General features: G+C 59.8%; 9 protein-coding genes. 5 read left to right on the top strand and 4 right to left on the bottom strand.

Annotated features, from left to right (window positions below; translation table 11 throughout):
- A partial coding sequence (locus tag BM131_RS19400) for an AAA family ATPase (protein WP_090192097.1) occupies positions 1-952 on the top strand: 952 nt, incomplete at its 5' end.
- A gap of 159 nt (positions 953-1,111) precedes the next feature.
- Positions 1,112-2,158 carry a ParB/RepB/Spo0J family partition protein gene (locus BM131_RS19395; protein WP_245754340.1) on the top strand — a complete coding sequence of 349 codons (1,047 nt, stop codon included), beginning with the start codon at positions 1,112-1,114 and terminating at the stop codon, positions 2,156-2,158.
- 233 nt (positions 2,159-2,391) lie between these two features.
- Here BM131_RS19395 and BM131_RS19390 read toward each other — a convergent pair whose 3' ends face one another.
- From BM131_RS19390 to BM131_RS19375, 4 genes are read right to left on the bottom strand one after another with little or no spacing between them, the layout of a single operon-like run.
- Complete coding sequence (locus BM131_RS19390; RefSeq protein ID WP_090192090.1) at positions 2,392-3,060, bottom strand: ABC transporter ATP-binding protein; 669 nt, start codon at positions 3,058-3,060, stop codon at positions 2,392-2,394.
- Between the two features lie 12 nt (positions 3,061-3,072).
- Complete coding sequence (locus tag BM131_RS19385; protein WP_245754339.1) at positions 3,073-4,425, bottom strand: KpsE/RkpR family capsule polysaccharide export protein; 1,353 nt, start codon at positions 4,423-4,425, stop codon at positions 3,073-3,075.
- A 58-nt stretch (positions 4,426-4,483) separates the two neighbouring features.
- On the bottom strand, positions 4,484-5,479 hold the full coding sequence (locus BM131_RS19380; RefSeq protein ID WP_090192088.1) for a glycosyltransferase: 996 nt from the start codon (positions 5,477-5,479) through the stop codon (positions 4,484-4,486).
- Entirely contained in the window at positions 5,476-6,624 is a 1,149-nt protein-coding gene (locus BM131_RS19375) for a UDP-galactopyranose/dTDP-fucopyranose mutase family protein (protein WP_090192086.1), read from the bottom strand. Before BM131_RS19375 ends, BM131_RS19380 begins: the two co-directional genes overlap by 4 nt.
- 180 nt (positions 6,625-6,804) lie before the next feature.
- On the opposite strand from BM131_RS19375, the gene BM131_RS19370 reads away from it, so the two are divergent.
- The 3 genes from BM131_RS19370 to BM131_RS19360 form a co-directional block, all read left to right on the top strand.
- Complete coding sequence (locus BM131_RS19370) at positions 6,805-7,944, top strand: polysaccharide biosynthesis/export family protein (RefSeq protein ID WP_090192094.1); 1,140 nt, start codon at positions 6,805-6,807, stop codon at positions 7,942-7,944.
- 229 nt (positions 7,945-8,173) lie between these two features.
- A complete protein-coding gene (locus BM131_RS19365) occupies positions 8,174-9,697 on the top strand; it encodes a CAP domain-containing protein (protein WP_090192084.1) in 1,524 nt (507 codons plus the stop codon).
- 49 nt (positions 9,698-9,746) lie between these two features.
- Positions 9,747-10,274 (top strand): NAD-dependent epimerase/dehydratase family protein (locus BM131_RS19360; protein ID WP_139222732.1); only part of this gene is annotated, 528 nt, incomplete at its 3' end.

Here is a 10,274-nt window from a genome sequence, read left to right as displayed (position 1 = left end):
GCACCTCGCGATGTCGGCGGCGCTGGATGGCTACCGCGTGCTGGTGATCGACCTCGACAGTCAGGCCTCGATGACATCGGTCTTTGGCGGCAGCGTTGCGGATGAATGGCAGACGGTCTTTCCCTTGCTTGCCCGCCACTATGCGAAACACCTGCAGTCCGACAACCAGCGGCGGATGGACCGGGGCGACAACCCTATCGCCTTGGACGAGACGCTGACCGAGGCGCTTGGCGTCACCGCGCAAACCCTGATCCAAAAAACCCACTGGCCCAATATCGACCTGATCGGCGCCCAGCTGAATTTGTATTGGGCCGAATTCCAAGTCCCTGTCTGGCGCATGCAAGGCCGCGGCTGGAAGCTGTGGGATGCGCTGACCGACACGCTCGAGGCGGACGGCGTGCTGGACGACTACGACGTCGTCTTCATCGACACCCCCCCTGCCCTCGGCTACCTGACGATCAATGGCCTCGCCGCCGCTGACATTCTTCTCGTGCCCGTCGGCGCCTCGTTCCTAGAGTTCGACTCTACCGGCCGTTTCTTCGACATGCTCCACACCACCTTTCAGTCCATCGAGGATGGAGAGAACCTTGCCGCCCGCGCCCTTGGCCGGCCAGAGATGGCGTTCCAGTGGGACGCGGTCCGCGCCGTCGTCACGCGCTATGATGGCAACCAGCAGGCGGAACTGGCAGGGCTCATGCAAGCGTATCTCGGCAAGACGCTGTCGCCGCACCGCCAAGACTTCACCGCGCTGATCGGTCAGGCTGGCGAACAGGTCCAGGGCATCTATGAAGCCGACTACCGCGACTTCAACCGCGAAACCTATGCACGGGGTCGCGAGACGTTTGACGCAACCTATGCCGCCTTCAAAACCCTGCTGTTGGGCGCCTGGCGCAAGGACGAACTCGCGATGCAAGAGGCGGAAAAGGCTGCGGCCGCCCCGGCAGCCAGCTGATGGCTATTTTACATAATATGTATCGCATGCGAAACATTTACTTTTTGAAATGTATTTTCGCCCCCCTTTTTCAGGTCCGCGCATGGGCCACCGCACGGCCGGGTTATGGGGTGTTAACCGCTTCGTACCACCCTGCCCTTTTTGCGAAAGGATCACACCGTGGCCAAGCGTAAGCGCCTGACACCGACATTGGGGCTGTCCACCGGCCTGCCCCATCCCGCAGCGGCACCAGAAGTCAAAAGTACTGCGACCCTAACCCGGGGTTTAGGGTCTCCTCGCCCGCCTATTGCCGATGTGGCCCATGACGCCGCCAGCGCCAATGCGCTGGCGGAAGTCGTGCAAACCCTGACCGATGCCCGGAACGAAGGGCGCCTGATCCAGCGCCTGCCGCTACACCTGATCGACGCAGAGCATCTGGTCCGTGACCGTATCGCTGCTGACGCAGAAGAGATGGCTGTGCTGAAAGACAGCATCCGCCAGCGCGGCCAGCAAACTGCGATCGAGGTCGTGGCTTTGGAAGATGGCCGCTACGGTCTGATCTCTGGCTGGCGCCGCCTTGGTGCGCTGCGCGATTTGCTGTCAGAGACGAAAGAGCCAGCGTTCGAGTCTGTTCTGGCCTTGATCCGTAATCCCGCCGACGCCGCTGAATCCTATGTCGCGATGGTCGAGGAAAACGAGATCCGCGTCGGCCTGTCCTACTATGAACGCGCCCGCATCGTGGCGCGGTCGGTAGATCGCAGCGTGTTCCGCAGTGACCGTGTCGCGCTGTCCCAGCTGTTCGCCGCAGTGTCCCGGTCCAAGCGGTCCAAGATTGGCCAGTTCGTCACCCTCGTGCGGCAGCTGGATCAGGGTCTAAAACACCCCACCGAGATTACCGAACGCAGCGGTCTGGCTTTGGTGCAAGCGCTAGAGGCGGACGAAAGCCTTGCGCCGAGACTGATCAGCGCCCTGAACGCCGCCCCCAAGCGCAGCGCCGAAGAAGAAGGCGCAATCATCACCCGCACCTTGTCGCGCAGCGAAACACCTAGCGCGCCAATGATCACAGGCGAGCGCCCTCGCAAGCATTCAGAGCCTGAAAGCCTTTGTGAGGGTCTGGTTTTGCGGATTGAGAAGGACGGCGCATATCGTCTGACCGGCCCCGCGCTGGAAAACCGCTTCTTTGTCAGCCGCCTAATGACGGCGCTGCGAGATCTGGACAAAGTCTAGCGACATGAGGCTCTAAACGTTAGTTTAGAGCCTCGATAATAAAACAAAAGCGCGCGGCAGGATCACCCTGCCGCGCGCTTTTGTTTGTCGGGGGTGCCAGAAACAGAGTCTATCCCGCCCTCCCCTGATCTGCGCTATTTTACATAATATGTATCGCATGCGAAACATTTACTTTTTGAAATGTATTTTGGCGGGTGGATCAGCAACGCGAAGATGTCTCGCAGCGAGACGTGTCAGGCTTCTTCGCCAGTGCCCATATTCTTATGGTGAGCGTCGATCGCTTCATCCACGTCGTCGTAATATGTCAGATTTCCGTTTTCCAACACGGCCCCTGCATCGCACATCTGACGCACTTGCCCCATGGCGTGGGTCACCATGATGGCCCCTGCCCGTTCCATGCGGTCCATGAACACAAGGCGGCTTTTGCGGCGAAAGCTAGCGTCGCCAACAGCGGTGACTTCATCCACAAGGTAGGTGTCAAAGGGAATGCCGATAGAGACACCAAAGGCGAGGCGCGCCTTCATACCAGAAGAGTAGTGCCGGATGGGTTCGTGAAAATGCGTCCCCAATTCGGCGAAATCGGCGACGAAATCCAAAAGCTCATCTGTATCAACGCCATAGACGCGAGCGATGAAACGGGTGTTTTGCGCGGCACTCATATCGCGGTGAAAACTACCGGCGAAGCCAACAGGCCATGACACGGTGCCTTTGGTAATGATACGGCCACTGTCGGGGTTCATTGATCCCCCGATCATATCCATCATTGTCGACTTGCCTGCGCCGTTTCGCCCGAGCAGCCCAACGACCTTTCCCGTGGGAAAGGTCGCAGAGATGTTGTTGGCCACGGTCTTTCGTGTTGTCCCGGTGCGAAACGTCTTGGTGACATTTTGAAGCACGATCATGACCTTATTCCTTTAACGACGTTCACGCAGAGCGTAAAAAATCAGGCTGCTGATGACCCAGATCAGGAAGGCAAACAGGGCTGTCGTCGCGATGATCCGCATCCGCTGAGGATAGTCGGCCTGCTGCGCCAGCGTGGGTGTGATATAAGCGGCCAGATAGCGGCTTTGGCGGTTCGCTTCTGCCTTGGCTGTGTCATAGGCAGACAAGGCGCTGGCATAAGCGCGTTCGGCAAATTCGCGGTCGACGGTCAGGCTTTCGAACTGCGCCACGGTATTGGCGTAGCTCTCGCCGCCAGGGCCGTCGCCGCCGGCCCCAAATTTTTGACGCTCGTCGGCCACGCGCGCTTCGATTACCGCAAGGCGGCGCTGTGCCTGTTCCAGTCGCGGATCGCCGGGACGCGCGGTTTCAGAGATCAGGTCGAGTTCGATCAACGCCTCGGTTTGCTGGCCTTGCAGACTGGCCAGAAGACCCATCTGGCTTTGAAGGTCAGCCTGTAAATCGACGATTTGGTTCGCCAGACGGAACTGGGTCAACGCCTCTCTTGCCTTTTTTAGGCGCGTGAGCGCGGTATCCAGATCCTCTGCGGCATAGCGCGTACTATCGGCGCGGGCGATGTCGGACAGCGCGTTGATCATCCGGCTGCTTTCGGAAAACACAGTCTCGGCGATGGTGCGGGCGTCTTGCGGGGTAAAGGCGCGGGCGGTGACTTCCATCAAATGAGAGCCGGAATCGTAAGAGATTGTCAGCATCTTGGACCAGTAATTGGTCAGGTCTTCGATGGTGCTGTCTTCGGGCAAAGAAAAGACTGGGTCTTGATCACGGTGCAGGCTGAAGACTTCAGGTAGGTCGATCTGTTCGCCAACGCGGCGGACCATGTCGGGGCTGTGCATGAATTCATAAAGGATGTCGGCGTCACCGCCAGCAGAGCCGCCGCTTGCACCAGCAAGACCGGCACCGATTCCGCCCAAAAGGTCGGCCGCAGAAGAGCTGATATCTTCGGACCGGACGGTAAAGGCCATGGTTGAGGCATATTGATCTGCAGCGCGGGTATAAAGATATCCCGCAACGAGACCAACGGGCAGCAAGACGATTGCGGCGAACCCCACGACAAGTCCATAGTGGCGCCGGCGCATCTTGGCCGGACGAGCGACAGGACGCACAAGCGCGCTGCCTTCTTTGATGGTCAGAACGGCGTCATCCAACTCTCGGCGCAGGCGCTGGATCTCGCGGGCGGCTTCTTCTTGGCGGTGTTTTGCCAGATTGACGGCCTGGACCAGTCGGAGCTTTTCGGGGTCCTTCTTGTCGTCCTCACTCAGTTCGATAGCCTGCTCGGTCTTGGCGAGGGCGGCGGGGTCTTGCGTCATGGAGGATCCTTTAAGCGTGAGGCCTTTGAGCGTTCCGCCTATGGGCGGTTGGCGCAATCTACGCTTTTGGTGCGGAGGGGGCCAGTGCCTGCGACAGATCGTGAACCGCTGCTTTGCGGCCGCGGCGACGGAGCAATCCGTCGATCAGGCCCATACGCATCATTTTATAGTAAAGCTGCCGTTCGGTGCCGTCACAATGTTGCCCGCGGCGCCACCAGATGACGGTGTAATAGGCCAGTGCGAGCGGAAAGATCACCGGGCCGGCGGCTTGGCGGGCGATGCTGACGCCGTTGCGGCAGTGGTAGAAAATCTTCCAGATCGGGCGGTAGACAAAGCCGTCGCCCATGGTGCCGCAGTCGTGGGTGAAGCGGATCATCGGGGCGAAGGCCATGGCGAACCCGGCGCGGCGCAGGCGCAGGGAATACAGGACATCATCGCCGTAGATGAACAGGCCGCCTTCGGGCAGGCCGGATTTTTCCCATGCGCGGCGGTGGACGAAGTAGCCGACGAAGGATGCGACATCGATGGGGATCGCCGGGGCGTCCTGGGCGAATTCGGCGTCAGTCAGGTGAAACCCGGAACGGGTGCCTTTGATCAGCGTCTTGGCGAACAAGCCAAGGTTCCAGAACGGATTGCGCGAGGGGCGGTTCATTTCGCACAGGGTGCCGTTGGGATAGAAGACCGCGGCGACGACGATGCCGAGGTTGGGAAAATCGGACTCGAGCCTGGGTGTTTCGCTGCGAAACGTTGCCAGCGCGCCGGGCTGGGGGCGGGCGTCGTCGTCCATGAGAACGACCCAATCAGGGTCTAACGTGGACTTTGCGTAATCCATCCCGGCCTCGAACCCGCCAGCGCCGCCTGTGTTGGTGTCGAGGGACACGACGCGGACCCGGTCGCTGGCTTGCGCGGCAAGCCACGTGCCGGTGTCATCAGTGCTGGCGTTATCGACGACGATGATGTGGTCGACATCCTCTGCCAGCAAGGCGGGCAGGGTGATTTGCAATTGGTGCAGCCGGTTGAAGGTGACGACGATGGCGCAAAGCGTTTGGGTCATAGGGGGGCCTTGGAAAAACGCGGGGCAGGGGTGCCAGCGGTGCGGGCGGCAAGGAAGGTATCGGCCAGATCCAGCGCCTCGCGGATCGTCACATCCATATCGAGGTAGCGATAGGTGCCGAGGCGGCCAACGAAGGTGACATTGGACGCGGTTTCAGCGAGGGCGACATAGTCGGCGAGGAGTGATTTTTCCTCTGCCAGACGGATCGGGTAATAGGGGATGTCATCGGGGCCGCAGGCGCGGGGGAATTCACGGTAAAGCACTGATTTGTCGTGGTTTTCCCAAGGCGCGAAGTGCTTGTGTTCGCTGATGCGCGTATGGGCGACGTCTGCATCAGGATGGTTCATCACTGCACAGCCTTGCCAGTCGCCATCTGCACGGAACAGCTCGAAGTCCAGCGTGCGGTAGCCAAGGCGGCCGAGCTTGTAGTCAAAGAAGCCATCAAGCGGGCCGGACCAGAAGACGTGGTCCCACTGGTCGGCCTCTGCAGGGTCGAAAACAGTCTCTAACTTGACCGTTATGCCCGGGTGGTCAAGGATTTGTGCGACCAGCGCGGTATAGCCGTCGCGCGGCATGCCCTGGTGGCGATGAAAGAAATAGTTGTCGTCGTAGTTGAACCGCAGTGGCAGGCGTTTCAGGATCGACGCGGGCAGATTGCTGGGCGAGGTGCCCCACTGTTTTTCCGTATAGCCCTTGAAGAAGGCGGCGTAGAGGTCGGGGCCAACGAAGGCGAGGGCCTGCTCCTCGAAGGTTTGCGGATCGGGGATGTCGCTGGTCTGCGCCGCGACGAAATCGCGGGCTTCATCCGGGCGCATGGCGGTGCCGAAGAACTGGTTGATCGTGTGCAGGTTCACGGGCAGGGAATAGACCTTACCTGCGACGGTGGTTTTGACCTGGTTTTTATAAGGCATGAAGGTCGCGAAACGCTGCACATAGTCCCACACGCCGTCATCGTCAGTGTGAAAGATATGCGGGCCGTAGGTGTGCACCATGACGCCAGTGTCCGCATCGCGGGCGGTGTGGCAATTTCCCGCCACATGGGGCCGGGCGTCCACAACGGTGACATCATAGCCTGCCTGCGCGCATTGCCGCGCCAGAACGGCCCCGGACAGCCCTGCGCCTACCATCATCAGCCTAGCCTTCATGGCGCGTATCCTTCTTGCGGTGTTGCGGACCCGTGTTTCAGCGGCCTTTAGCTGATTATGCGGTCCGGAGCAAAGGGCACCACAAGGGAGAGGGGGTTGTGACTTGCGCCGATAGGGCAGGAAAGGGTATGCGCAGTGTACATTATGGCCAAGTCCGAAACCGGACTCCCGGGGGGGTTGATGACTGTATATTTTCGCGGCGTTGTAATGGTAGGCCTCTGCTTTGTGCTGACGGCCTGTAGTTTGCCGCGCGGGGCTGGCTTTCAGTCAGAAATTCTGGCGGCTCATACGCCAGACGGAGCTGTGGCAGACTTTGCTGTATTTTCCGTCACACGCGGCAGCCTGCCCTTAATTTCAGGTTGGCCCGATCCTAGTCAGACATCCTATGCGTGGATCAAGCATGTCGAGCAACCCGCAAGTCTGCTGATTACGCCGGGCGATTTGCTAAATATCAGTATTTGGGATGCGGATGCCAATTCGCTGCTGATCGCGCCGGGCGCACGAGTGGCGAATCTGCAAGGTTTGCAAGTCGGAACGGACGGGCGCATTTTTGTGCCCTTTGTTGGCGATGTGAAGGTATCGGGCATGTCGGCCGCAACGGCGCGCACGCATATTCAGGACATGCTGCTTGATACAGTGCCATCAGCGCAGGTGCAGGTCACTGTCGCGCCGGGCCGGGCCAATACGGCCACCGTCGTATCCGGCGTGCGCAGCCCGGGTGTATTCCCCCTAGCAGACCGCAATGTCAGCTTGTTATCGCTGATCGGTGCAGGCGGCGGGGTGCTGGATAGTGTGAACAACCCGCAAGTGCGGCTGTTCCGGGGCACCAAGACCTATGGCATCGGCGTAGATCGGCTGTTCGAGGACCCGGCGTTGGATACTGTCGTGCAAGGCGGCGACCGGATCGTTATTACTGCTGACGACCGCTATTTTCTGTCACTGGGCGCTGCATCAAAAGAGGCGCTGCATGCTTTCCCCAAGTCCCAAGTCAGTGCGCTAGATGCGATGTCTATTGTGGGCGGCGTGGCGGCGACGCGGGCGAACCCGCAGGCGATCATGATCATGCGCGAATACCCCGCTGGTGCCGTACGCCCTGCGACCGGTCCTGATGCGATCCCAAGCCTTGAGGGGCCGCCGCAACAGCGGGTGGTCTTTACCATGGACCTGACCAAGACGGATGGTTTGTTCAGCGCTGGCAAGTTCCTGCTGCAATCGGGCGATCTGGTCTATGTCACGGAAAGCGCACTAGGCACGGCGAATTCGATCATCGGGCTTTTCGGTAATCTCGTTCTGGCCCAGACCCGGCTCAACAACCTTTAACTTCCAGTGTTTAGCGACAATGCGCCCTCATTCGGGGGCGCATTGTCCCCAATTCGTAAACACAAAGTTGCGAAAATTCGCTATGATGGCCTGATTTTGGGCCATACGCGGCCACCTCTCTGACCCATTTCAAGCCTCTTGTTGACCTCATAGGCGTGTCTTGCCCTGCTTTCGGATCTGCCCCGAAAGAAGCGCATGGCCTCGCATTTGATTGACGAAAGAGGCTGCCATGACGCTCACTGCCAGTGAACAATACTTGTTGGAACTGATTAACCGCGCACGTCTTGATCCTGCCGCAGAGGCGGCGCGCTACGGTGTAGATCTAAACGAGGGGCTGGACGCGGGGACGATCGGAACAGAGGCGCTGCAGGTGGTGGCCCCGAGTGAGGAGCTCTCTAGCGCGGCCGATGCGCATAGCTCTTGGATGCTGGCGACCAATAGCTTTTCCCACAGTGGCGCGGATGGATCGTCGGCAGGGGACCGGATTCAAGACAACGGTTACGAATTTCAGGGCCAGTGGTCTTGGCGCGAAAATCTGGCTTGGGTCGGCAGCACCGGGAGCGTGGACCTGCAAGACGCGATCGAGCAGCACCATCAGGGGCTTTATGAATCCTCTGGTCACCGGGTGAATACCTTTGCTGCCAATATGCAAGAGATCGGCATCGGGCAGGTATCTGGTAGCTTTACCCAAAACGGGACAACTTATAATTCCTCGATGCTGACGGTGAACCTTGCCTCGACGGGGGATGATGTTTTTCTGACTGGCGTGTCTTATCGCGATACGGATCGAGACGGTTTTTACTCCATCGGAGAGGGCGTGTCTGATGTCTGGTTCCTGACCGAAGAGGGAATCGAGCGCACGGCCGATGCAGGGGGATACGGCATCGAAGTAGCCCCGCAGGATGATATGACTGTGAAAATTGGCAGCGGGCAGCAGTTGATGTCTGTGGTCGAGGTGGATCTGAGCGAGGGCAACGTAAAGCTTGATCTGGTGTTTCAGGCCGATGGCACGCGGTTGCTGCAAACCTCTGGCGATACCACGCTGGTCTGGGGTGTCGGCAGCGCAGAGCTGCTTGGTGTTGGCAACTTAAGCCTGACGGGCAATAGCCTGACCAATTACCTAACGGGCAATTCTGGCAATAACATCATCGACGGCGGCGGCGGCAATGACGTGCTATGGGGCGAAGGCGGCACCGATCTGGTGACAGGCGGCGATGGCAACGACACGATCTATGGCGGCAACGGCAACGACCGGCTGATTGGCAGCGATGGTGCCGATGTCATCTATGGCCAGAACGACAACGACAAGCTGTTTGGCGGAGATCACGCAGACGAGCTTTATGGCGGTTACGGCAACGACGTGCTGTGGGGCGAGCAGGGCGATGACGTTCTATATGGCAACAACGGCTTTGATATTCTGCTGGGCAACGGCGGGCGTGATTTCATGTATGGCGGATACGGCAATGACCGCTTTGACGGCGGCGCGGGCAGCGATGTCATGACGGGCGGCGTCGGCCGCGACTACTTTATCTTTTCTGCGGGCCACGATGTTATCATGGACTTTGAAGACGACAGCGACACCATCGCAATCCGCAGCTGGCTGGGTGATGACGATATGAGCGTCGCGGATGTAATGCAGTTGGGCGAGATTGAGAACGGCAATGCGGTGTTCGATTTTGGCAATGACCACATTTTGACTGTGATTGGTGTTGATGACTTGAGCATTCTGGCCAACGACATGGTTATCATCTAACCAAAATCCGCAGCCCCGCCCCTTTGGTGGGCGTTGGCGGAGGATTGGCATGCCATCACGCGACATCAGTGCAGGCCCCCTGATCATGGGGGCCTCTGGCCGTTTGGGGCGTGCTTTGGCGCAGGTCTGGGATGGCCCTGCGCCGGTCTGGCAGACCCGCAGCGGGGCGGGGGGCAGTTTGGCGTGGGATGTTCTGAACGCGCCTGCGCCTGATCTGCCTGCCGTCAGCGGTATCATGGTGCTGGCGGGCGTGACCGCTGGCAGTGCGGCGGAATTAGCGCTGAATACGGATTTGGCGCAGGCGGGGGCTGACCTGGGTGCGCGGCTGGGGGTGCCTGTCTTGGTGGCCTCGACCCAAGCCGTCTACGGCCCCCAGCCCGGCCTGCTGCGCGAAGATGCGCCCTTGATGCCTGCCAATGATTACGGCCGCGCCAAATGCGCGATGGAGGCCGCTGTCGCCGCGCCTCATGTTACCTGTTTGCGGATCGGTAATGTCGCGGGCTGCGATGCGCTGGCGGCGGGAATTGCGCGGGGCGGCGTGGTGCTGGACCGTTTTGCAGACGGGCAGGGGCCGCGG

Source organism: Loktanella salsilacus (assembly GCF_900114485.1).
GTDB classification, from domain to species: Bacteria; Pseudomonadota; Alphaproteobacteria; order Rhodobacterales; family Rhodobacteraceae; genus Loktanella; species Loktanella salsilacus.
Note: the sequence above shows the minus strand (reverse complement) of the source record. Positions and strands in the feature narration are given on the sequence as shown.